The organism is Streptomyces sp. ASQP_92, assembly GCF_025399895.1.
GTDB lineage: Bacteria > Actinomycetota > Actinomycetes > Streptomycetales > Streptomycetaceae > Streptomyces.
This window is the reverse complement of record NZ_JAODUA010000010.1, coordinates 251504-273513: the sequence shown is the minus strand read 5'-3', so window position 1 is coordinate 273513 and position 22010 is coordinate 251504. Positions and strand designations below refer to the sequence as shown.

Sequence of the window (22010 nt, the reverse complement as noted above, 5' to 3'; positions counted from 1 at the left end):
ATGGGCGTACACGAAGACCGTGCGGCCCTCCACCGTGCCCCACCCGGTGATCACACCGTCGGTGTACGGCTTCTTCGCCTCCAGGCCGAACCCCACCGCCCGGTGGCGCCGCAACTGCTCCACCTCGTGGAAGGAGTCCGGGTCGAGCAGCAGGTCGATGCGCTCGCGGGCGGTCAGCTTGCCCTTGGCGTGCTGCGCCTCGGTCGCGCGCTCACTGGGCCCACGGCGGGCTTCCTCACGCAGGGCAAGGAGTTCCGCCACGCGTCCACGCGTATCGCTCGGCTCACCCGGGGTCTGGTCCACAACGGTCATGTATCGACCCTACGAAAGGGGTCAAGGATTTCCTCCGTCGACTCCGAACAGTCTCACGACCGCTTTCCTAGTGGGGCCTGACAGTAGACCTGCACCAGACAGCCGACTCAACAGCGCAGGGGCCCCGAGGTTTGTTGGGTGCCGACAACGCCGGACGACCCGGCGTCAGCGTCACGTCAGCGGCGTGTCAGCGCCCCGCCCGCCTCGCGTCAGCCGGGTGTCAGGCCCGTGTCAGCGCAGTACGACGTTCGTACGCACCGTGCCGCAGGCGGTGCCCGGGGCGATACGGAGCCGCAGCGCGCGGCCGGTGCCGAGCACCTCGACCCGCGGGTCCCGCGAGGTCACCGACCGTACCGGCCGGTCCCAGATCAGCTCCACGGGTGCTCCGGTGCGTTCGGGGGCGGCCAGCGAGAGGGTCGCCGTGCGGTGCGCCGTGTGGACCAGGACGCTCGCGGGGCCGTCCACGGTGAGGCCCCCGACCGTCCCCGCCGTCCAGAAGTTGGCGGCGAGCAGCCCGAGCCGGTGGGCCGAAATCGCTTGTGCAGAGGCCGAGTTGGCGAGGACGCGCACCTTGTCGCGGTCGGCGGCGCGCACGGCGGTCTCCAGTTGCCGGGCGCCGGGCAGCAGGATGTGGGCGTACGAGGCGTCGGCGGGATCGGTGCCGTGGTCGTGCCAGAGGGTGAGGTAGCGGCGGGTGACCGGGTCCGCGGTGCCGCCGGTGTTGATCGCCTTCCAGGTGCCGGTGCGCTCCTCGCGCAGGGCCTGGACGGCGGCGCCGTCGGGGAAGACATACCCGCCGTGGCCCGCGATGTGCGCCCAGCGGGCCCGCCGGAAGGTGTCGCGCCGGCCGAGCGTCGCGGGCAGTCGGCGGCCGTCCACGGTGAGGGCGTTGGTGCCGGCGGCGCCGAGGTTGCGGTGGTCGACGACGGTCTCGACGGGCGTTCCGTCGCTCGCCGTGATGCCCGCCCCGAGGCAGACGATCTCGTCCCCCACGAAGAACCAGGACGTGCGGGCGGTGAGGGTGGAGGACAGCCCCCTGAGGTGCTGGCCGACCGCCGCGTACGTACCGTCCTCGGCACCGCCGACCCAGGTCGCGGCGGGCCTGGCCGCGCCCCACGCGCCGCCCTCGCCGTCCGCGAGCGGCTTGCGCGAGACGGTGGTGCCGGGCATCCGGTACGGATCGGCGGTGGGCCAGAAGGCGTCGCTGTACTGATCGCCCGCGAAGCCCTCTCCCCACCAGGCGAGCATGCCGGAGCCGGTGTGCCAGCCGCGCAGGTTCTCGCCGTTGCCGTTCTCGTAGTACGCGATCCGGTTCGAGGACATGCTGAGGGAAGCGGCGAACCGGGTGCCGCGGTGCACCGCGCGGTCCATCGCGGGGAAGAGCCGGGGGCCCTTGGGGGCGGGCGCCGCCGAGGGGGCCGCGTCCACGGCGGCGCGCAGCAGGGCGAGGTTGGCGACGGAGAGGCGCTGGTCGGTGAGGACCGGGACGCTCTGCGCGCGGTCGACCCAGCCCTTGATCAGCGAGCGCCAGCGGTCGCGTTCGGCGGCCGGTGCCCCGAGGGCCAGCATGGCGATGTGCGCCATGATCGTGCGGCCCATCAGCTGGTCGTCGGTGGTCTGGCGGGAGATCGCGCGGCCGTTGACGCAGTCCATCATCAGGCCGTCGTGGATGAAGGGCGCGTAGCTGCGCTCGACGGAGTCGAGGATGATGCGGCGGTTCGGGTCGGTGACCGCCCAGGTGGATCCGGCGAGCAGCGCGAACAGCCGGGACAGGCCGTCGATCTGCACCTCTCCATAGGAGCCGGTGTAGGCGATCCAGGTGTGCTGGACGAACGAGCCGTCGGCGTAGAGGCCGTCCCCGGCGGTGACGTACGGGAAGACGGGTGAGAGCGCGTCGCGGGCCAGGGCGATCTTCGCCGCGTTCCTGCCGAGGACACCCCGGGTGGCGAGCACCCGGCACAGGTCGGTGCGGTTGGCGCCGGTGGAGGTGCCGGCGTAGACCGCGACCGCGCTGTCCGGCACGAAGTGATCGACCGCGGCGGTGCAGTGGGCGATCTGTTCGGCGGTGAGGGCCTCGTGGGCGATGACGGCGGTGTCGAGCAGAAGGCGGGAGCTGCCGATCTGCCAGTCCCACCAGTTCCCGAAGGGCTTGGTGTGCTCGTTGTAGATCTGTGCGTGGAGGTGATCGAGGCCCCGGCCGACGGCCGCGATCAGTGCGGTGTCGCCGGTGGATCCGGTGCCGGGCTGCGCCCAGGCCTGCGCCATGGTGTTGAGCCGGCCGTAGCTCGCGCTCATGTTGGCGGAGCCGGTGGCGGGAGCGGTCAGCGGCTGGTCGGGCCAGAGGGATCCGGTGGCGGGGGCCATGGTGGCCAGCGCGGTGCGGGCGGCGGTGCCGAGCGCGGCCAGTTTGGTGGCGTAGGGCTCGGCCCCCGCGTCGAAGCCGGTGCCGAGGGTCAGCTCGCGCCAGCTCAGCCTCAGGGTGTCGAACTCATCGCCTTCCGGGGCGAGTTGGGAGGCCGCGGCCCGCGCGGCGGGCAGGGCCAGACCGAGCGAGACGGCGGCGGCGCCGGTGCCGGACGCGGTGAGGAAGGTACGGCGTGAACTGCCCTGCGGGGATGGCATGGTGGCGGAACCTCCGGAGCGCATGCGAAGGGGGAGGGGCACGGGGTGGGCCGCGGGGCCCGGGGCGAGCGACGCGCGTTTGAGCGGTTTCTCTCATGACATCGAAAGAACGCGCAATACTTCGCACATTCATCAGGAGAATTGATCGTTCGCACAGAATCGTGCACGAACGATCCGCCGAGGGTTACGCTCCTGGTCAGCGGTTGACGGCGTTCGGCCGAGGCCGACCGGGAGGGGCGACACCACGTGCATGCCGAGGACAGGCACCAGGCGATACTGCGGCGGCTGCGCGAGCGCGGCTCGCTGCGGGTGACGGACTTCGCCGAGGAGTTGAAGGTGTCGGCGGTCACCGTGCGCCGGGATGTGGAGGCGCTGGCCGAACGGGGTCTCGTGGCCCGGGTGCACGGCGGGGCGCTGCTCCCCGACAGCGCGTCGGACCCGGCGGCGCCTGTCGTTCGCCCGGCCGGCCCGTCCCTGGTCTTCGGCCTCGTCGTGCCAACGGCCGACTACTACTACCCCGAGGTGATCAAAGGGGCCAGAGAAGCCGCCGCCGCGCGGGGCATCCGGCTCGTGCTCGGCATCTCGCAGTACCGCCCCGAGGAGGAGCGGGCGCAGGTGCGGCAGTTGCTCGCCCACGGGATCGACGGGCTGCTCATCGCCCCGTGCGGCCCGGTCGGCGACCAGGACTGGCTGACGGCGCTCGGCGTGCCCTTCACCCTGGTGGAGCGGCGCTCGGGGGACGACGTGCCGGGCGCGGAGCGCGTGGTGACCGACCACGCCTACGGGGCCCGGCTCGCCGTCCGCCACCTCGCCGAGTCCGGCCGTACCCGCATCGGCCTTCTGCTGCGCGCGGACAGCCCGCACGGCGCGCTGGTCCAGGAGGGCTACCTCGGCGGGCTCGCCTCGCTCGGCCTGCCCGCGCCGGAGTCCCTGCGCTTCACCCTCACGGCGCCCGAGACCGACCCGGTGCGGCGCGACGCCCAACTCGACGCGTTCACCGGGGCGGTGGGGGGCGGGCTGCTCGACGCGGTCCTGGTCCACAACGACCACGACGCGATCGTGCTGCTCCCCCGGCTCCGGGCGCGCGGGCTGTCCGTGCCGGGGGATCTGGCGATCGTGGCGTACGACGACGAGGTGGCGGCGCTGGCCGACATTCCCCTCACGGCGGTGGCTCCGCCGAAGCGGGCGGTGGGGGTTGCGGCGGTGGACATGCTGGCCCAGCGGATCGCCGAGCCGGCGCGGGCCCGGCACCACCTCTCGATCCTGCCGGCCCTGACCCTCCGCGCCTCCAGCACGTAAGGGTCCCTGGCCCCCAACCCCCTCCACGCTCTACGGACCGTGCCCGCGTCTCGCGCAGTTCCCCGCGCCCCTAACCCCTCTCGATCCTGCGGACCGTGGACGCTTTTCGCGCAGTTCCCCGCGCCCCTAACCCCTCTCGATTCTGCGGGCCGTGCTCGCTTTTCGCGCAGTTCCCCGCGCCCCTAACCCCTCTCGATCCTGCGGACCGTGATCGCTTCTCGCGCAGTTCCCCGCGCCCCTTAACTACTCGGCGCTGGCCAGTGCGGACACCTCAGCCCGTCCGGCGATTGAGGACGAGCGCCGTTCAGGCGCGAACGGGGTCTGGGGCGGAGCCCCAGGGGATCGGGCCCCCGGAGCCCCGGCCGGGGGGTCAGCGGTGGGTCTGCCAGGTCAGCGTCGCGCGCAGGGCCGCCGCGACCCCGGGGTCACGGACGGAGGCCGTCGAGTCGGTGACCCGGACCGTCAGGTCGTGGAACCCCCGCCCCAGCCCGAGCCCCCGCACGGGCACCGCCCCCGCCCCCGCGTACCGCCGCAACTCCCGCCCGTCCAAGTACCACCGCACCGTCAACTGCCGCGCCCCGGCAAGCCGGGGAACCGTCACCCGCGCGACGTCGTACGACCGCAACGTACGGGAGGTCGAGACGCCCGGCGTCGCGATGGACGCGTGGCGGTAGAAGCCCGCGATCATCGCCTCCACCCCCGGCAGGTTGAACGGCTTGCCCAGGATCCGCATGATGGAGCCGTCCGTGGGCCGGTTCAGACCGGTGACGTAGTAGCCGCCGCCCTCGTACGCACCCACCGTCCCGCCGTCCGGCGAGACCTCGCCGAGCCAGCGGTACCACTTGGTGCGGGAGGCGGCCATCCGATCCGCCGTCAGGATCGAGATGTTGGACTGGTCGGCCTCGGGCCCCTCGTAGTGCTCATAGCCCGGGGTGCCGGGATAGAAGTACTCGTCGGCGAGCTTGCCGAGGGAGTGCCCGGTCTCGTGGATGGCCACCTGGCCCGACTTGGCGTTCCCGGCCGACGCCGTGGAGATGCCCTCGTAACCGAGCTTCGCGGACGGCTCGTTGTACCCCGCGCCGCCGTACTTGGAGCTGTTGGCGAGGACCACGACCAGGTCGGCCTGGGGCGCCTTCGCCACGTACGAGTCGACCTTGTCCTGGTCGACGCAGAGCAGCCGCTCGACGCCGTCGCACCAGAAGTACGAGCCGAGCGCGGTGTTCTTGACGTCGCCCTGCGCCGGGTCGCCGGAGACGCCGCTCTGCGCGGAGACCGCGTCCACGGTCCACACGTTGAAGAGGTTCTGGTAGGTGGTGTACGGCTCGACGCCGGTGATCTCGCCCCACTTCTCCTTGGCGTCGGCGTGGAAGCGGTCGAGCTGGTCGGCGGTGTAGCCGTCGCCGACGATGACGATGTCCAGGCGGTCCGCGGTGGTGCCGTTGTCGACCACCTTGGTCACCCTGCCGTCGGCGGCCATCGCCGAGGGCGCCGAGAGGTGCGGCGCGGGCCCGCCCCGTCCGTTCACCGGGACCAGGGTGTGGCCGGAGCCCGCGAGGGTCTGCCCCGAGGCGGCCTCCGGCCCGGGTATCTCGACCTGGACCTTCGGGCGCGGCGGCGGTGGGTCGGCGGCGGCCGCGGTACCGGGGCCGGTGGCGAGGGTGGCCAGGAGGGTGGCGCCGGCGAGCGCGGCCGTCGCGATGGATCGGCGCATGGGCGGACGTGGACGCATGAAGTCCTCTCCCCGTAACGGAAGTTAAGCAGTCGGGTAAATGCGTTGAACGGCCTGCTTAAATTAGGGGGCGCACGGGGTGTGCGCAATGCCCTGGGGCCAAGGGGACGCCATGGATGAACCTGCCGTGATCGGCCGCCGAGTTCAGCGGCTGCGCGCCCAACTGGGCCTGACGCAACGTCAGTTGGCGGAGCCCGCCTATACGCCCGCCTATGTCTCCACCCTGGAGTCCGGCAAGGTGCGCCCCTCGGAAGCGGCCCTGCGCCATCTCGCGGAGCGGCTCGGCACCACGGCCGAGGAGCTGGCCACGGGGCGCCCGGCCCGGCTGGTCACCGAGTTGCGGCTCGGGCTCACCGACGCCCAGCGCGCACTCGCCACCGGCGAGGCCGACGAGGCTGCCGTACGCTACCGCCGGCTGCTCACCGAGGCGGAGCTGCACCACCTCGACGAGGAACGCGCCGAGGCACTGCTCGGGCTCGGCGACTGCGCGCTGGAAACCGGTGAACTGACCGACGCCATACGCCACTTCGAGGCGAGCGAGCAGCTCCTCGCGGCCGAGCCGCTGCCCCGCCGGGCGCGGGCGATCCGGGGCCGGGCCGTCGCCAACATCCTGGCGGGCGAGCTGCGGTACGCCTGCTACGTCCTGGAGTCGGCCATCGACGAGCTCGGCACCAGCGGGCTCGCCGACCCCGAGGCGCTGGTCCTCCTGTACGCGGCGATCATCGGCCCGTATCTGGACATGGGCGCGCAGGCGCGGGCCGCGCGCGCCGCCGAGCTGGCCCTCGCCCTGGCCCCGCAGGTCTCGGACCCGGCCCTGGTCGCCGGGATGCACCGGCAGGTCGCGCGCACCTTCCTGGCCGAAGGGCGCCTGACGGACGCGGACGCCTCGCTCGCCAAGGCCCAGTCGATCTACCGCCAGCTGCGACTGCGCACCGATCTGGCGCACTGCCACTGGATGCGCGGTTACGTGTATGCCCAGGAGGACCAACTCGACGCCGCGGAGCGGGAGTTGCGGACCGCCCGGGACATGCTCGCCGCCAAGCGGGCCGTCCTGTTCACCGCCCAGGTCGAGGTCGAGCTCGCGGACGTACTGCGACGCCTCGGGCGGCACGCGGAAGCGATGACCCTGCTCGCCCCGCTCACCGAACTCGGCGACCAGCACGGCGCGGTGCACGCGGGCGGGGCGCACCGGCTGCTCGGACTGATCCGCGAGGAACGGGGCGAGATCGAGGCGGCGGAGGAGCATTACGTCACCGCGCTCGGGCTCCTCGAACGCAGTGGGGCGAGCGGTGACCTCGCGGATCTGTGCCGACTGCTCGGCGACCTGCTGCGGCGGGCCGGTCGCGTCGAGGCGGCCATGGACGCGTACCGCACCGGGCTCGGCCATCGCGCCGCCCCCGGCACGACCACCCTGGGGCCGGCCCCGCTGCTCCCCCGCATCTGAGGGCACCGGCCGGCCCTTCTTTCCGGGCCCGCGTTGAAGTAGTTGAAACCTGAACGGAATGGTTCTACCGTGGCTCTCGTTGAAAGTTAAACCGCTTCGGCGCAAGGCCGCGGCGCGTCCCCAAGGAGCAGTCATGGGTCTCTTCGGCCGCAAGAACAGCAGCACCGCCACCGCCACCGCGGACTCCCCCGGGTCCGTCTCCGCGCCCGTCGCGGTCGACCCGGCGCTCGCCGAGCTGAGCGGTACGTACACGATCGACCCGGCGCACAGCAGCATCGGCTTCACCGTGCGGCACGCCATGGTCACCAACGTCCGCGGCTCGTTCACCGAGCACGAGGGCACGCTGACCCTGGACGGCGCGAACCCGGCCGCCTCCGCCGCGTCCATCGACGTCAAGATCGCCAGTGTCGACACCGGCATCGCCGACCGGGACGGGCACCTGCGCAGTGGCGACTTCTTCGACGCCGAGCAGTTCCCCCTGATGAGCTTCCGCTCGACCGAGGCGCGGGCGCTCGGCGGGGACAAGTACCGGATGATCGGCGATCTGACGATCAAGGGCGTGACGCGGCCGCTCGCCATCGACCTGGAGTTCAACGGCACGGCGACGGACCCCTACGGCAACCAGCGGGTGGGGTTCGAGGGCGGGGCCGAGATTCTGCGGTCGGAGTGGGGGCTGACGTGGAACGCGGCGTTGGAGACGGGTGGGGTGATGGTGAGTGACAGGGTGAAGCTGACGTTCGACATCTCGGCGATTCGGGCGGCGGCCTGAGGCCGTTTCCCACCGACCCCCCTTGCGGCGGGGTTGGCCGGCCCCGGGCCCCCTGGGGCTCCGCCCCAGACCCCGAGGCACCTCGCCCACCCACCCGCCCGTAGGCCCAGGGTTGGAAGGTTCCGGGACCTCTGGGGCTCCGCCCCAGACCCCGTTCGCGCCTGAACGGCGCTCGTCCTCAAACGCCGGACGGGCTGAAATGCCCGATGCGGGCCAGCACCAGTACCGCTAAGGGGCGCGGGGAACTGCGCGAGAAGCGACCACGATCCGCACGCGACCGATGGTTTTGGGGGCGCGGGGAACTGCGCGAGAAGCGGGCACGGTCCGCAGGCGGGAGCGGGTTCAGGGGCGCGGGGAACTGCGCGAAAAGCGACCACGGCCCGCAGAACCGCAACGGCTTAGGCGCGCGGCGCCGGGCGGACCGCTAGCGGCCGGGGAAGCGGGCCGCGACCACCCCGAGCGTCAGGGCCACCGCCAGCACCACCAACCCCGCCGTCACCCTCTCCCGGGCGGTGTACCGCGGAACCGCCGGCAGCGCCGGAAACGCGTCAACCCCCGCCGCCCCGACCGCGGGCGCAGCCGGATCGCGCCGCGCGGCCCTGCGGCGAGCGGCCCGCAGCACCCCGTACAGGAGCGGGAACAGCGCCGGGCCGAGCAGCGCGGCCAGGCCCGTCCATACCGGCAGGTGCAGCGCGGCCACCACCAGCAGCGTCGCCACGAACCAGGCCCAGCACCCGAGGACGCCCGTGAGCGGGGCCCTGACCAGGAGCCTCAAGGGCGCCCGGCCACGGCGGGCCAGCGCGGTGAGGGTTTCGGCGAGTACCGCGGTGCGGTCGTCGTCGGGCGTCGCGCGGGCCCGGTCCCATGCGCGCTGAGCGGCGCCGGCCGGATGCCCGATGACCGTCAGCACCAGTCGCGCGTCGTGCCGCTGCACCCGGCTCGCGGAGGGCCGCCGCCCCGCCTCCGGAGACGCCGAGCCCCGGGCCGGACCGGCGAGCGCCCCCGCCCCCAACTCCCCCAGCCGCGCCGCGAGTTCCGCGGCGCGGCTCGTGCGGGCGGGGTCGGGGGCGGTGTGGCACAGGGCGGTGTACGCGGTGAGGAGGCCGAGGTCGTCGGGGAAGGCGGCCAGGCCTTCGCGGAAGACCGCCTCGGCCCGGTCGGCGTGGTCGGCGTCGCCCTCGGCGGCGTGCGCGCGCCCGAGCAGGGCGTACAGGCAGGGGTCGGGCCCGTCCGTGTAGAGCGCGGCGCGTGCTGCCTTGCGGGCCGCGCTGGTGCGGCCCGCCCGCAGCAGTGCCTCCGCGTCGGCGCAGGCCGCCATGACGTCTTTGTGCCCGGCTTGCAATGTCTCCCCAACCCTGGTTGTGCGGCTCGCCACTATCGCCCGCTGCGGCGGGGTGGGTCAACAACGGCTTGGCAGGTCAGGGGGCTACTGGTCCCGCTACTGGTCCCCCTACCAGTCCCCGCCGCCGAAGCCTCCGCCGTCGCCGCCCCCGCCACCGTCGCCCCAGCCGCCGCCGAAGTCGGACGGGTCGAAGTTGGAGCCCGACACGTCGCCGCCGTCGAAGCCGGAGCCCGCGTCGTAGGAGCCGCCGCCGTAGTCGGACGCGTAGGCGGGTGTCGACAGCATGGAGCCGAGCATCGTGCCCATCAGGAGGCCGGGCAGCATGCCGCCGCCGAAGTAGCCGCCCGCCCAGGGTCCGTAGGCCGGGCCCGCGTCGTAGTAGGGGCGGCGGCCCTGGTCGGTGTCGACCTCGCGGACCATCGGGTCCTGGCCGTCGCGCAGCCGGGTCGCGTCCGCCTGGCAGACCGGGACCTGGCGCGGGGCGCCGCCGGCCGGGGTCCAGGTGGCGTCCTCGACGGAGGGGCCGTGGCGCGGGTCGAAGAAGCAGGGGGCGCGCCGTTCGGGCAGCGGGCGGTGCTCGCGGCGGGCGGCGAGGGTGGCGAGCGAGAACCGGCCGTCCTCCAGGGCCTGGGTCACGCCCGTCACATCGGCGGGGCGCTCGGCCTTCGCCATCAGGGACTTGGCGGTCTCGTACGCGTCGAGGGCGCGCTCGTAGTCGGCGCGCATCGCGTCGTCGGCGCCGGCCTCGGCGGGGTGGAAGTCGAGCCGGTCGAGCTCCTCGCCGAACGCGGTGATGTCCTCGTCCACGACGACCTGGAGGCGCTGGAGCGCGGCCCGCTCCTCCTCGGCCTTCTTCTTGCGGTTGCGGCGGACCAGGGCGTACGCGCCGGCGCCGCCCGCGACGACCACCGCGCCCACGCCGACGAGTGCGCCGGTGTTCACCCCGTCGTCGGAGCCCGAGCCGCCGCCCCAGGAAGCGGGCGCGTGGCCCTTCATCTGCGGGAGCGCCTTGTCGACGAACGCGTTCAACTGGGTGGCGGCGTCCTCGCCGGTGCCGGGCGCGCGGACGGCGCTGTTCAGGTTCTGCACGGCCTGCTTCGGCATGACCTTGCTGTCGGCGCCGGAGGTGAAGGCGTCGCCGAGCCGGATCGCGTAGAGGCCGGTGACGCCGGTGTCGGTCCGCAGGTACCCGAGGATCGAGGCCTTGGGGAACGCGGCGCTGTTCGGCAGCACGGCCACGAACAGCGGCTTGTCCGCGTCCTTGATCTTCTTGGCCAGGGCGTCGGCCTGGGCCGCGCTGAGCTGGTTCGCGGCTCCGGGGTCCACGTACACCGGACTCTTCTTGAGGTGGTCGGCCACGTCGGACGCGCCGGTTGCCGCCATGGCGGGGCCCGCCGTGGCCAGCGCGGCGAGCGCTACGGCGGAGAGTGCGGAGAAAACCCTGAGCCTCATGATGCCGACGCTACCCGAGGCCACTCGGAAACGGACATACGGGGTACGGCGGCCGGGGGTGCGGTGGGCCGGGTCGGGGGTGCGGCGGCCGGGGGTGGTCAGGCGGCCCGCCCCGCCCCCGGCCCGGGACGCGGGGCGGAACGCCGCGGGGTGGAGGCCCGCCCCACGGCGTCGCGCGGCTAGCGCCGCGGCTGGGTGCCGGTGCGGAGCAGACCGTAGGTGTACGCGTCCTGGAGCGCCTCCCAGGACGCCTCGATCACGTTGGGGGCGGCGCCGACCGTCGTCCACTCGCCCGTGCCGTCCGTGGTGGTGATCAGCACGCGGGTGGTGGAGGCGGTGCCGTGCTTGCCCTCCAGGGTGCGGACCTTGTAGTCGACCAGCTCGAACTTGGCGACCTGCGGGTAGAACCGCTCCAGGCCTTCGAGGAGTGCCGAGTCGAGGGCGTTGACCGGACCGTTGCCCTCGGCGGAGACGATGATGCGCTCCTCGCCGACCCAGAACTTCACGGTGGCGCCGTTGGCGTGGGTGCCGTCCTTGAGGGTTTCGATGATCGCCCGGTAGGACTCGATGCGGAAGTAGTCGCGCGGGCCGCCCTCGACCTCGTCGCGCAGCAGCAGCTCGAAGGAGGCGTCGGCGGCCTCGTAGGTGTACCCCTGGAGTTCGCGCGCCTTGACCCGTTCCACGACACGGGCCACGACCTCGCGGTCGTCGCCGAGGTCGATGCCGAGTTCCTGGCCCTTGAGCTCGATGGAGGCGCGGCCCGCCATGTCGGAGACCAGCATCCTGATGTGGTTGCCGACGAGCCCCGGGTCGATGTGCTGGTACAGATCCGGGTCGACCTTGATCGCGGAGGCGTGCAGCCCGGCCTTGTGGGCGAAGGCGGAGACACCGACGTACGGCTGGTGCGTGGAGGGCGCGAGGTTGACCACCTCGGCGATGGCGTGCGAGATACGGGTCATCTCGGCGAGCGCGCCCTTGGGCAGCACCCTCTTGCCGTACTTGAGTTCCAGGGCGGCGACGACCGGGAACAGGTTGGCGTTGCCGACCCGCTCGCCGTATCCGTTGGCCGTGCACTGGACGTGGGTGGCGCCCGCGTCGACGGCGGCCAGCGTGTTGGCGACCGCGCAGCCGGTGTCGTCCTGGGCGTGGATGCCGAGCCGGGCGCCGGTGTCGGCGAGCACGGTGGCGACGACGGCCTGGACCTGGGCGGGGAGCATGCCGCCGTTGGTGTCGCACAGGATGACGACGTCCGCGCCGGCGTCACTGGCGGCCCGCACGACGGCCTTGGCGTACTCGGGGTTCGCCTTGTAGCCGTCGAAGAAGTGCTCGCAGTCGAGGAAGACCCGCCGGCCCTGCTCGCGCAGGTACGACACGGTGTCGCGGATCATCTCCAGGTTCTCGTCCAGGGTGGTGCGCAGGGCCAGCTCGACATGGCGGTCGTGCGACTTGGCGACCAGCGTGATCACCGGCGCGCCGGACTCGACCAGGGCGCGCACCTGCGGGTCCTCGGCGGCCTTGCCGCCCGCGCGGCGGGTCGCGCCGAACGCGACGAGCTGCGCGTGGTGGAAGCTGATCTCCTGCCGCGCACGGGCGAAGAACTCGGTGTCGCGGGGGTTGGCGCCGGGCCAGCCGCCTTCGATGAAGCCCACCCCGAACTCGTCCAGGTGCCGGGCGATCGTCAGCTTGTCCGCGACGGTGAGGTTGATGCCCTCGCGCTGCGCTCCGTCGCGCAGCGTCGTGTCGAAGACGTGGAAGCTGTCGTCGACCCGAAGGCCGTCGAGGAGACTCTCCTCGGCGGGTTCGTTCGCCTCGTTGCTCGTCATGCTGATCTGACTCCTGTCGGGTGAGTGGCTCCGAACTGAGGGCTCCACTTGCCCCCGTCGCCGCGCTCCTCGCCCCGGCCGTGGTGGGGCCGGTAAACGAAAAGACCCCTCGCGGGTGCGAGAGGTCTGCGCGCGGGTCTGGGGCACGATGGCCGCTGCCGCGGGTGGTGCCACGGTTCAGCGATCACTGCGGACCGGCGCGCTGCTGTCCATAATCATGTGGGAAGCGAGCACGCTCGCAGTCTGCCATACGAGTCCGGGACCCGGATGGGGGGTCTCACCATCCGGGCGGCTCCCGACCTGCGCTAATTCGAGGGAACCGGTTCCGCTTCGGTTCGCCGGGGTGCGTTCTCGGTCCGGTTGAGATCGATGTCGCGCGTCTCCCGCATGGTCAGGTAGACCACCAGGGACACGGCGGCGCAGCCGGCCACGTACCAGTAGAAGCCGGACTCGATGCCCGCCTTCTTGAACCACAGCGCCACGTATTCGGCCGTCCCGCCGAAGAGGGCGTTGGCGAGGGCGTACGGCAGGGCGACGCCCAGGGCGCGGATGCCGGTGGGGAAGAGCTCGGCCTTCACGCAGGCGTTGATCGAGGTGTAGCCGGTGACCACCACCAGGGCGAGCAGGGCCAGGCCTAAGGCCGGCCAGAAGGTGCCCGCGTGCTTGAGCATGGTCATGATCGGCACGGTCAGGAAGGTGGATCCGATCGCGAAGGTGATCAGAAGCGGCCGCCGCCCGATCCGGTCGGAGAGCGCGCCCGCCAGCGGCTGGAGGCACATGAAGACGAACAGGGCGCAGAAGCTGACGAGCGAGGCGGTGGACTTCTCCATGCCCGCGCTCTTGGACAGGAACTTCGTCAGATACGTCGTGTACGTGTAGTAGGCGACGGTGCCGCCCATGGTGAGCGCCATGACCAGGAACGCCTCGCGCCGGTGCGCCCACAGCGCCTTGAGGGTGCCCCGGTCCTCGTCGTGGGCCGCGCCCGACTCCGCGTACACCTCGGTCTCCAGCATGGAGCGGCGCAGATAGAAGACGACGCCCGCGCCCAGCGCGCCGACGATGAACGGGATGCGCCAGCCCCAGCTGTGCAGGGCCGCGTCGGAGAGGTTGCGCTGCATGACGATCTGGAGGCCGAGCCCGACGAGCTGGCCCGCGGTCATCGACACGTACTGGAAGCTGGAGGCGAAGCCGCGCTTGCCCGGGTCGGACGCCTCGGTGAGGTAGGTGGCGCTGGCCGCGTACTCGCCGCCGACCGAGAGCCCCTGGAGGAGCCGGGCGACCAGGAGGACGGCCACTCCCCCGTATCCGGCGACGGCGTACGTCGGTGCGATCGCGATCAGGATCGCGGAGGCGGACATCAGGGTGACGGTCATGGTGAGCGCGGCCTTGCGGCCCTTGCGGTCGCCGATCCGGCCGAGCAGCCAGCCGCCGACCGGGCGCATGAAGAAGCCGACCGCGAAGATCCCCATGGTGTTCATGAGGTTGGCGGTCTCGTTGCCCTTCGGGAAGAACGCGTCCGCGAAGTACACGGCGAACGTGGCGTACACGAACCAGTCGAACCACTCGACCATGTTGCCGGCCGAGCCGACCCAGATCTTCTTCCAGTGCTCTCGTCCCATGAACGCTCACGTTGGCGCAGGGCCGCCCGGCCGACAAGTCGTACGGCCGCAACGATCGGGCCTACTTACGTGCGTTGCGTTCCCGGCGTTCGCCGCCCCGCGTCTCCCGCATCAGATCCTGGTCCACGAACTCCCTTACGTGGTCGAGGACTTGAGGCCTCCCGGTCCCCGGCAGACCGACCGCCACATGCACGCTGAACCCGTCGAGCAGGGCGCGCAGCCGGGCGGCGAAGCGGTCGGCGTCCACCGGGCGGAACTCGCCGCGCGAGACGCCCTCGGCGACTATCGCGACCAGGTCGCGGTGCCAGGCCCCCTCGATGGCTGCCTGGCGCGCGCGGGCCGCGTCGTCGGCGTTCTGCGAGCGGTTCCACACCTCCAGCCACAGGGTCCAGTGCGGGTCGCGGGGCCCGTCCGGCACATACAGATCGACGTAGGCGTCGAGCCGCTCCCGTGCCGTACCCGGCCGCACCAGCAGCCCGCGCCGCTCCTCACCGAGCCGCCCCTCGCTCCACTCCAGGGTCTGGAGCAGCAGCTCGTCCTTGCTGCGGAAGTAGTAGAGCAGGTGCCCACTGGACATCCCCACCTCCCGCCCGAGCCCGGCCATGGTGAGCCCGTCGAGCCCGCGCTCGGCGATGGTGTCCATGGCGGCGGCGAGCAGCTCCTCGCGGGGCGGGGCGGTGTTGCGGCGGCGGGGTGCGTTCACCCGTATGTTCTACCTGATGGCTCGGGCCGCCTCGGCCACGCGGGCGTCCCGGGCATGCGCCCCGTCCCGGTGGGAGGGCCTGGCGCGACGGGGACCCAGCGGCGCTCGGCCGTTCACCGACGCGACGTTGGCCCCGCCGTAGTCAGGGACCCGATGTTGCTACGTCGACGCGGCCGGTGCGAACAGGCTCGCATCCTCGGGCGGCCACACGTCCGGGTCGCCCGGCCGCCGGTACCCCGAGCCGCACTGGATGGCCCGTCAGCGTTGCCACCCGAGACCGGGGTTCTAAGCGGCAGGCCCGACGTCGGCCCGCGTTGTCTCGCTGTGCTGAGCGGCGGCCCACTCCACCAGCAGGAGGTCGTACTCGGCACGTTCCGCATCCGACCACCAGCCGTGCCCGGCCAGCTCCCGCATCCGCTCATTGATCACCGCCGCGGGGCGGACAGGGCGAGGAGTGGCAGGTGTAGGAGGCATGAGCAAAGCGTAGCGACGAGCACTGACACTCGGACATGGTCGGCCCCGTATCGTGGCCGTGATGATTGAGACCATCGTCTTCGATGTTGGCGAAACCCTCGTCCGCGACGACCGGTACTGGGCAGCTTGGGCCGACTGGCTCGGCTTTCCCCGGCACACGATCTCCGCGCTGGTCGGCGCCGTGGTCACCCGCGGGTGCGACAACGCCGACGCCCTACGCCTGCTCAAGCCCGGCATCGACCTACGTGCCGCCTACGCGGCGAGAGAGGCCGCCGGCCGCGGCGAATACCTCGACGAGACGGATCTGTACGACGACGTCCGGCCCGCTCTCGGCGCCCTTCGTGAACTCGGCGTCCGTGTCGTCATCGCCGGGAACCAGACGGCCCGGGCCGGCGAACTCCTGCGCGGTCTCGACCTGCCCGCCGACCTCGTCGTCACCTCCGGCGAATGGGGCGCCGCGAAGCCCCAACCAGCCTTCTTCACAAGGGTTCTTGAGGTGGCGCAGGCCGGCCCACACGCCACTCTGTATGTCGGCGACCATCCGCAGAACGACCTCTTCCCCGCGAAAGACGCGGGCCTGCTGACAGCGCACTTGCGGCGCGGGCCTTGGGGCCACTGGTGGGCGGACCAGCCGGACGTTGTCGCGGCGGCGGACTGGCGCATCGACTCGCTCACCCAGCTGGCGACGATCGTCAGCGGCTGATACTCAACGGAGCATGCCTGCGTACTCGTTACAGGCGGAGTGACTGGGCAACCGCAGCATGCCCGCGCAGGTACGGTTCGCAGTGCAGCCCCGAACGGAGTTCAGTATGCCCGTCGGCCCCACGCACAACGCAGGCCTGCGCATCGCCGCGACCCGCCGCGCCAGACGCCTCACCCAGTCACAGTTGGCCGACGCCGCCCACCTCTCCCTCAGTATGCTCAGAAAGATCGAGCAAGGCAGTCGAGTGCCCAGTACAGACACTCTCGATGCCATCGCTGACGCCCTCAGGACAGACCCCTCACGACTCCTCACCGGCGACGCGCACCACGACAATCGGGTCCGCAGCGAGCTGCCGGCCCTGTCGGCGGTCATCGCAACCTACGACATGCCGAGCGACGGCCCCGTCCGCCCGACCGACGAGTTGGCCACACAGGTCAGGGCAGCCGCCCAGTGGCGGCTCGGCGCCCAGTACCTGCGCATCGTCCAACACCTCCCTTCACTCCTGGATGACCTCGCCCGCGCTTTGTCGGAGGCTTCCGCGGCCGAGCGTCCTCGGATTGCCGAACTGCTCGTCGCCGCCTACCGCGCAGCCGACGCAGTCGCCTACAAATACGGCGCCCGTGACCTTTCCGCCCGTCTGATCGACCTCATGCGCTGGGCGGCCACGCACGCCGAGAACGACCTCGTCCACGCGTCCGTCGCCTACGTCCGCACCGAGACGTTCTTCGCGGCCCGCGCCCACACCAGCGGCCTGCGCCACCTTGAAAAGGCCATCGATCGCGCCCCAGCCGCCACCGATGCTCAGCGGACAGCAGCGCGTGGCGCCCTCCACATGAGGGCCGCCGTCATCGCGGGCCGCGCCGGCGCCCTGGACGCCGCCGACACGCATCTCGCTGAGGCCAGAGCCCTGGGCGACAGCGTGACCGAAGCCGTCTATCACGGCACCGCGTTCGGACCGGACAGCGTGCGCATCCATGCGGTAGCCGTGGCCGTCAGCCTCGGCAGCGACTGGGTCGGCCGCGCTCTGGACATGGGCCGCTCGTGGATGCCGCCCGCCACGATGCCGGCAGAGCGACGCTCCGGCTTCTACATCGACCTGGCCCGGATCCAACTCTGGGCCGGGCTGATGGACGACTCCTTCGAGTCGCTGAAGACCGCCCGTCGCATCGCTCCCCAGCACACCCGCGAACACCCTTGGGCACGTCAAGACACCGCGACCCTACGCCGGTTGAAGCGCGCGGACTTCGCATCGTTGACCCACTTCGCCGAGTGGATCGGCGCCGTCTGAGCTACACCGGGTGACACAGGGTGTGTCACTTGCGGGCGTTCCCGAAGCGCATGATCTCTCCGTCTCCGCCGAACAGGCAGATGGGAGCGGTCATAACTGACAGAGACGTCGCGCTGGCCTCAGTTGACGGGGCCCTCGGCGCCGCCCGCCTACACGGACAGGCGGGCTTCCACCGTGGAGTCGTCGCCAGAACGGTGTACGCCGACGGCCACATCATCCTCATCAGCAACAGCAAGATCTGGCCGATCACCACGTGCGGAGGCAGGGGGTCATCATGAAGGCCGCCGCCAGAAGCACCGCCTCGTGGCTGCCGCCTGAAGGCACCGTCTGGCACATCGCCGGAGGGGTGCACTGGGACGTCGTCCGTGCGCCGCTCACCCTTGGCCTCGTCGCGGTGGAACGTCTGGGCGAAGACTGCGGGGCCGTGATCTGCGATCCGTGGGCCCGCACCCTCTACTTCCTGGTCGACCCTTGCAGCACCGCAGGCTGGCAGGTGCCGAGGACTTTCGCCGGCAGCACGGCGACCTACGTGACCGTGCCGCCGCTCGACGGGCGCGACCCGCAACTGCACTGGCAACGATCTCCGGCAGAGAGCCGCATCATCACGCGCACCGAACAACTTCGCACGGCCCTTGCTGGGGCTGTTGCTCACCAGCTCGGACCCAGGACGACGGGAGAGTCATGGCTGCCCTGAGCAGCGTCAAGATCTGCCTCTACTGCGACAAGCCCATCGAAGGCGTCGCCCTGCCGGTCGGGCAGGCCGGGGCGCACGCCTCGGCGAATGGGGCCCGCCCGGACAACTGGCGCCATGTCAAAGGCGACCCGGCCTGTCGGCCCCGGGCCCGTTGACCCCACGGTCGCCGGGGGTTCTGAGCCCCGGATCGGAACACCGGTTCACGGGCGGGCACGGGCGCACGCCCCACGCGTGGACGAGCGCCGCTCCGCCGGGCGCGGTCACACCCTCGGCTGCTGCTGCGTAATGCAATGGATCCCGCCCCCACCCGCGAAGATCGTGCGGGCATCCACGAGGGTCACCGTGCGCTCGGGGAACAGGCGGCGGAAGATGCCCGCCGCGTTCTCGTCGCGGGGGTCGTCGAAGGCGCACAGGACGACGCCGCCGTTGCAGAGGTAGTGGTTGATGTAGGAGTAGTCGACCCAGCCGTGGTCGTCCTGGACGACGGTCGGGGCGGGGATTTCGACGACCTCCAGCGAGCGGCCCCGCGCGTCCTTCTGGGCGCGGAGCAGTGCCACGTTCTCCTTGCACAGCTCGTGGTCGGGGTGGGTGGGGTCCGGCTGGGTGTGGGCGACCACGACGCCCGGGCGGGCGAAGGCGGCGACGATGTCGACGTGGCCGAGGGTGCCGTAGCCGTGCGGGGGGTAGTCGGCGGTCAGGCCGCGCCGCAGCCAGATCGCCTTGCGGGTGCCGAGCATGGCGTGGATCTCCGTCTCGACCTCCTCGCGGGTCCAGTCGGGGTTGCGCTCGGGGCCGAGCTGGACGGTCTCGGTGAGCAGCACCGTGCCCTCGCCGTCGACGTGGATGGCGCCGCCCTCGTTGACCAGGCGCGAGGTGTAGGTGCGGGCTCCCGCGAGGTCGGAGACGTGCGCGCCGATCTTCGCGTCGTGCTCCCAGGTCGCCCAGTCCTGCGCGCCCCAGCCGTTGAACGTCCAGTCCACGGCGGCCAGTTGGCCCTTGCCGTCGGTGAGGAAGGTGGGGCCGATGTCCCGCATCCAGGCGTCGTCGAGTTCGCGCTCGACGAGCTCGATGTCGGGGCCGAGCAGCGCGCGGGCGCCCTCCGCCTGGCCGGGCCCGACGACCATGGTGACCGGCTCGAAGCGGCGTACCGCGCGGGCCACCGACGCCCAGGCGGCGCGGGACTCGGCGAGCTCGGCGTCGTTGGGGAAGGTGACGTTGGGGCCCGGCCACGCCATCCAGGTCCGCTCGTGCGGGGCCCACTCGGCGGGCATGCGGAAGCCGTCGGCGGCAGCAGACATCAGGGGTCCTTACAGGAAGTAGAGGCGGTTGAGGGAGACGGAGTCGGCCGGTTCGGAGCGCAGCGGGTCGCCGTCGAGGGTGACGAGCCCGGTGCGGTCGTCCACGCCGACGGCTCCGGTACGGGAGTTGAGCAGCAGGTCGGCCGGGCCGATGCCGCGGGTGCCGCGCACCGCGACCCGGCGGCGGCGGGTGGGCAGCTGGTCGCCGCCCTGGTCGAGGGCGGCCTTCGCCACGAAGGCGACGGACAGCTCGGCGGCCGTACCGCCGTGCGCGCCGAACAGCGGGCCGAGGACGAGAGGTTCGCAGGTGTCGGTGGCCGCGTTGGGGTCGCCGGTGACGCCCCAGGCGGGGAAGCCGGACTTGAGGACCATCTGCGGCTTGGCGCCGAAGTAGGCCGGGCGCCACAGCACGATGTCGGCCATCTTGCCGACCTCGATGGAGCCGATCTCGTGCGAGAGCCCGTGGGCGATGGCCGGGTTGATGGTGAGCTTGGCCATGTAGCGCAGCACGCGCGCGTTGTCGTCCTCGGATCCGTCGCCCTCCAGGGGGCCCAGCTCGGCCTTCATCTTCCCGGCCATCGCGAAGGTGCGGCGTACGGTCTCGCCGGCGCGGCCCATGCCCTGCGCGTCGGAGGAGGTGATGCCGATCGCGCCCAGGTCGTGGAGCACGTCCTCGGCGCCCATCGTCCCGGCGCGGATGCGGTCGCGGGCCATCGCCGCGTCGCCCGGCAGGTCGGTCTTGAGGTCGTGGACCGAGACGATCATGCCGTAGTGCTCGGCGACCGCGTCCCGGCCGAAGGGCAAGGTGGGGTTGGTGGAGGAGCCGATGACGTTCGGGACGCCCGCCATCTTCAGGACGTTGGGAACGTGGCCGCCGCCGCAACCCTCGATGTGAAAGGCGTGGATGGTGCGGCCTTCGAGGACCTTCAGGGTGTCCTCGACGGTGAGGCATTCGTTCAACCCGTCACTGTGCAGGGCGACTTGGACGTCGTGGTCCTCCGCTACGCGCAGCGCGGTGTCGAGCGCGCGGGTGTGTGCGCCCATGTCCTCGTGCACCTTGAATCCGCAGGCCCCGCCCTCGGCGAGCGCCTCCACCAGCGGGGCGCCGTCGGAGGACGAACCCCGGCCGAGGAAGCCGATGTTGACGGGCCACGCGTCGAAGGCGGCGAAGGCGTTCCGCAGCGCCCAGGGCGAGTTGACGCCGACGCCCCAGACCGGGCCGAACTCCTGGCCGATGATCGTGGTGACGCCGGAGGCGAGGGATGCCTCCATGATGCGCGGGGACAGCAGATGGACATGGGTGTCGACGGCCCCGGCGGTGGCGATGAGCCCCTCGCCGGAGACGATCGAGGTGCCGGTGCCGACGACCACGTCGACCCCGTCCAGGGTGTCGGGGTTGCCGGCCCGCCCGATGGCGCAGATCCGCCCCTCGCGGATGCCGATGGACACCTTGCGGATGCCCTGCACGGCGTCGATCACGACCACGTTGCTGATGACGACGTCACAGGTGTCGCGGACGGCGGCGGCCCTCAGATGCAGCCCGTCGCGGGCCGTCTTGCCGAAGCCGGCCAGGAACTCCTCGCCCGGCCGCTGGGAGTCGGACTCGACCCGGACGGTCAGGCCCGAGTCCCCGAGCCGGATCCGGTCCCCGGTGCGGGGGCCGTGCACGGAGGCGTACTCGTACGGGTCCATCACTGCTCTCCCTCTCGCGGGCCGGGCGCACCCGTTCCCAGATAGCCGCAGGCGGCGGCCCTGCGCAGGGCCTCGTCCTTCGCGCCGGGCGCGTCGAGGGGGCCGTCCACCAGGCCGGCGAAACCGATCGCGATCCGATCACCGCCGATGGGGACGAGCCCGACCTCGGCGCTCTCGCCGGGCCCGAATCTGACCGAGGACCCGGCGGGCACGCACAGCCGCATGCCGTAGGCGGACGCGCGGTCGAAGGCGAGCCGGGGGTTGGCCTCGAAGAAGTGGAAGTGGGAGGTGACCGAGATGGGCACGGTGGCGGTGTTGGTCACGGTGAGCCGCACCTCGGGGTCGGCCTCCGGGTAGCCGTCGCCGGGCAGCAGCGCGCCGGGGGCGTCCTTGCCCGCGGTGCCGCCGATGGGGTCGGAGACCACGGCGAGCCGCGAGCCGTCGTCGAAGACGGCCTCCACATGCACCTCGGTGACGACGTCGGACACACCGGGCAGCACGTCGTCGGGGCCGAGTACGGACCGGGCCGCCTCGATGGCCTCGGACAGCCGCCTGCCGTCCCGGGCCGCCTCGCAGACGGTGTCCGCGATCAACGCGGTCGCCTCCGGCACGTTCAGCCGCAGCCCCCGGGCCCTGCGGGCCCTGGCCAGTTCCGCCGCGCCGAACAAAAGCAGCCGGTCACGCTCCGTCGGGGTCAGTCGCACGCCACCACACCTCCTGTTTGAACGCCACTCTAACCAGAGATTT

General features: G+C 72.0%; 19 protein-coding genes. 7 read left to right on the top strand and 12 right to left on the bottom strand.

Annotated features, from left to right (window positions below; genetic code table 11):
* On the bottom strand, positions 1–312 hold a 312-nt coding region (locus N4G70_RS22345), incomplete at its 3' end, for a carboxyl transferase domain-containing protein (RefSeq protein WP_315904280.1).
* Between the two features lie 231 nt (positions 313–543).
* Entirely contained in the window at positions 544–2934 is a 2391-nt protein-coding gene (locus tag N4G70_RS22340; protein ID WP_261714455.1) for a polysaccharide lyase 8 family protein, read from the bottom strand.
* Between the two features lie 246 nt (positions 2935–3180).
* Between N4G70_RS22340 and N4G70_RS22335 the strand changes: the two genes are divergently transcribed.
* Positions 3181–4233, top strand: coding sequence for a substrate-binding domain-containing protein (locus N4G70_RS22335; RefSeq protein WP_261714454.1), 1053 nt, complete (start codon positions 3181–3183; stop codon positions 4231–4233).
* A 370-nt stretch (positions 4234–4603) separates the two neighbouring features.
* Here the strand turns inward: N4G70_RS22335 and N4G70_RS22330 are convergent, their stop codons facing one another.
* Positions 4604–5962 carry a M64 family metallopeptidase gene (locus N4G70_RS22330; protein WP_261714453.1) on the bottom strand — a complete coding sequence of 453 codons (1359 nt, stop codon included), beginning with the start codon at positions 5960–5962 and terminating at the stop codon, positions 4604–4606.
* A gap of 112 nt (positions 5963–6074) precedes the next feature.
* On the opposite strand from N4G70_RS22330, the gene N4G70_RS22325 reads away from it, so the two are divergent.
* Both N4G70_RS22325 and N4G70_RS22320 read left to right on the top strand, forming a co-directional pair.
* On the top strand, positions 6075–7406 hold the full coding sequence (locus N4G70_RS22325; RefSeq protein ID WP_261714452.1) for a helix-turn-helix domain-containing protein: 1332 nt from the start codon (positions 6075–6077) through the stop codon (positions 7404–7406).
* Between the two features lie 133 nt (positions 7407–7539).
* Positions 7540–8175 (top strand): YceI family protein, encoded by a 636-nt coding sequence (locus N4G70_RS22320; RefSeq protein ID WP_261714451.1) that lies wholly within the window; start codon positions 7540–7542, stop codon positions 8173–8175.
* Positions 8176–8599: 424 nt separating this feature from the next.
* Here the strand turns inward: N4G70_RS22320 and N4G70_RS22315 are convergent, their stop codons facing one another.
* From N4G70_RS22315 to N4G70_RS22290, 6 genes are all read right to left on the bottom strand, one after another.
* A complete protein-coding gene (locus N4G70_RS22315; RefSeq protein ID WP_261714450.1) occupies positions 8600–9493 on the bottom strand; it encodes a hypothetical protein in 894 nt (297 codons plus the stop codon).
* A gap of 132 nt (positions 9494–9625) precedes the next feature.
* Positions 9626–10969, bottom strand: coding sequence for a hypothetical protein (locus tag N4G70_RS22310; protein WP_261714449.1), 1344 nt, complete (start codon positions 10967–10969; stop codon positions 9626–9628).
* A 179-nt stretch (positions 10970–11148) separates the two neighbouring features.
* Entirely contained in the window at positions 11149–12792 is a 1644-nt protein-coding gene (cimA, locus tag N4G70_RS22305) for a citramalate synthase (RefSeq protein ID WP_261714448.1), read from the bottom strand.
* A gap of 305 nt (positions 12793–13097) precedes the next feature.
* Entirely contained in the window at positions 13098–14411 is a 1314-nt protein-coding gene (locus N4G70_RS22300; RefSeq protein ID WP_261714447.1) for an MFS transporter, read from the bottom strand.
* 61 nt (positions 14412–14472) lie between these two features.
* A complete protein-coding gene (locus N4G70_RS22295; protein WP_261714446.1) occupies positions 14473–15114 on the bottom strand; it encodes a TetR/AcrR family transcriptional regulator in 642 nt (213 codons plus the stop codon).
* 285 nt (positions 15115–15399) lie between these two features.
* The gene (locus tag N4G70_RS22290; protein ID WP_261714445.1) at positions 15400–15588 is read right to left on the bottom strand and encodes a hypothetical protein; all 189 of its coding nucleotides are present in this window, start codon (positions 15586–15588) and stop codon (positions 15400–15402) included.
* A 61-nt stretch (positions 15589–15649) separates the two neighbouring features.
* Here N4G70_RS22290 and N4G70_RS22285 point away from each other — a divergent pair, with 61 nt between their 5' ends.
* The 4 genes from N4G70_RS22285 (at position 15650) to N4G70_RS22270 (ending at position 18428) form a co-directional block, all read left to right on the top strand.
* Positions 15650–16291, top strand: a complete 642-nt coding sequence (locus N4G70_RS22285) for an HAD family hydrolase (protein ID WP_261714444.1) — start codon at positions 15650–15652, stop codon at positions 16289–16291.
* 106 nt (positions 16292–16397) lie between these two features.
* Positions 16398–17579 carry a helix-turn-helix domain-containing protein gene (locus tag N4G70_RS22280; RefSeq protein WP_261714443.1) on the top strand — a complete coding sequence of 394 codons (1182 nt, stop codon included), beginning with the start codon at positions 16398–16400 and terminating at the stop codon, positions 17577–17579.
* A gap of 274 nt (positions 17580–17853) precedes the next feature.
* The gene (locus N4G70_RS22275) at positions 17854–18273 is read left to right on the top strand and encodes a hypothetical protein (RefSeq protein ID WP_261714442.1); all 420 of its coding nucleotides are present in this window, start codon (positions 17854–17856) and stop codon (positions 18271–18273) included.
* Entirely contained in the window at positions 18261–18428 is a 168-nt protein-coding gene (locus N4G70_RS22270; protein ID WP_261714441.1) for a hypothetical protein, read from the top strand. Before N4G70_RS22275 ends, N4G70_RS22270 begins: the two co-directional genes overlap by 13 nt.
* A gap of 105 nt (positions 18429–18533) precedes the next feature.
* Here the strand turns inward: N4G70_RS22270 and N4G70_RS22265 are convergent, their stop codons facing one another.
* From N4G70_RS22265 to ureA, 3 genes are read right to left on the bottom strand one after another with little or no spacing between them, the layout of a single operon-like run.
* Complete coding sequence (locus N4G70_RS22265; protein WP_261714440.1) at positions 18534–19571, bottom strand: agmatine/peptidylarginine deiminase; 1038 nt, start codon at positions 19569–19571, stop codon at positions 18534–18536.
* Positions 19572–19580: 9 nt separating this feature from the next.
* Positions 19581–21263 carry an urease subunit alpha gene (locus tag N4G70_RS22260; RefSeq protein WP_261714439.1) on the bottom strand — a complete coding sequence of 561 codons (1683 nt, stop codon included), beginning with the start codon at positions 21261–21263 and terminating at the stop codon, positions 19581–19583.
* Positions 21263–21967, bottom strand: a complete 705-nt coding sequence (gene ureA / locus N4G70_RS22255; protein ID WP_261714438.1) for an urease subunit gamma — start codon at positions 21965–21967, stop codon at positions 21263–21265. Before ureA ends, N4G70_RS22260 begins: the two co-directional genes overlap by 1 nt.
* Positions 21968–22010: the final 43 nt, after the last annotated feature.